The sequence below is a fragment of the Pseudoxanthomonas koreensis genome (assembly GCF_010093225.1).
Lineage (GTDB): Bacteria > Pseudomonadota > Gammaproteobacteria > Xanthomonadales > Xanthomonadaceae > Pseudoxanthomonas > Pseudoxanthomonas koreensis.
Genome location: NZ_PDWM01000088.1, coordinates 1 through 739, shown reverse-complemented (window position 1 = coordinate 739; position 739 = coordinate 1). Strand labels below are relative to the sequence as shown.

1 protein-coding gene is annotated in these 739 nt (G+C 70.6%); it reads right to left on the bottom strand.

Annotated elements, in window-relative coordinates:
• Positions 1-45 precede the first annotated feature (45 nt).
• Positions 46-636, bottom strand: a complete 591-nt coding sequence (locus tag CSC64_RS13825) for an alpha-ketoglutarate-dependent dioxygenase AlkB family protein (protein WP_162435909.1) — start codon at positions 634-636, stop codon at positions 46-48.
• Positions 637-739: the final 103 nt, after the last annotated feature.

Below are 739 nucleotides of genomic sequence, written 5' to 3'. Positions count from 1 at the left end.
GGCGTCGGGTCGCCCCCTGAAGTGGGCTCCTACAGGAGGGCGCGATCAGCGACGGAGGACATGGCGGAAGGTGAGGTTGATCCGCTCGCCCACCGGCCGGGCCGTGCGCGGCAGCGCATGCTTCCAGCACCGCTGCGTCTCCCCGCCCATCAGCAACAGGCTGCCCGGCTCCAGTTCCAGCACCAGCCGCGCATCAGCGTCACGCCGATGCTTCAGCAGGAACCGCCGCCTCGCCCCCAGGCTCAGCGAGGCGATCAGCGGCCGCGGCCCCAGCTCCGGCTCGTCGTCGCCATGCCAGCCCATCGCGTCGCGGCCGTCGCGGTAGCGGTTGGCCAGCACGCTGTTGAACGAATGCCCCAGCTCGCGCTGCAGGCGGTCGCGCAATCCGGCCAGTGCCGGCAGCCAGGGCCGAGGCTGGAACAGGCTGCCTGAATACCGGTAGGCCGCACCCGCATCGCCGATCCAGCAGCTCAGCCGCGGCGAAGCCACTTCCCGGCCGAACATGCGGATCCGGTGCACTTCCCACGGCACGTCGCGCAACAGCGCCTCGAACAGCGACGCTGCCTCGTCCGCCCCCAGCCAGCCCCGGGCCAGGCGCACGTCCGCATCCGGCAGGTCGAAAGCCGTCCATTCCATCCCCGCACGCTAGCACCGCATCACAAACGAGACCCTTGTAGGAGCCCCATTCATGGGCGACCCGGCATCTGGACAACGGCAACCATCGCCTGTGCCCCCGCCC

Coding starts and splice junctions, on each gene's coding strand:
- CSC64_RS13825 (WP_162435909.1), bottom strand. CDS start 636: ATGGAATGGACGGCTTTCGACCTGCCGGATGCGGACGTGCGCCTGGCC.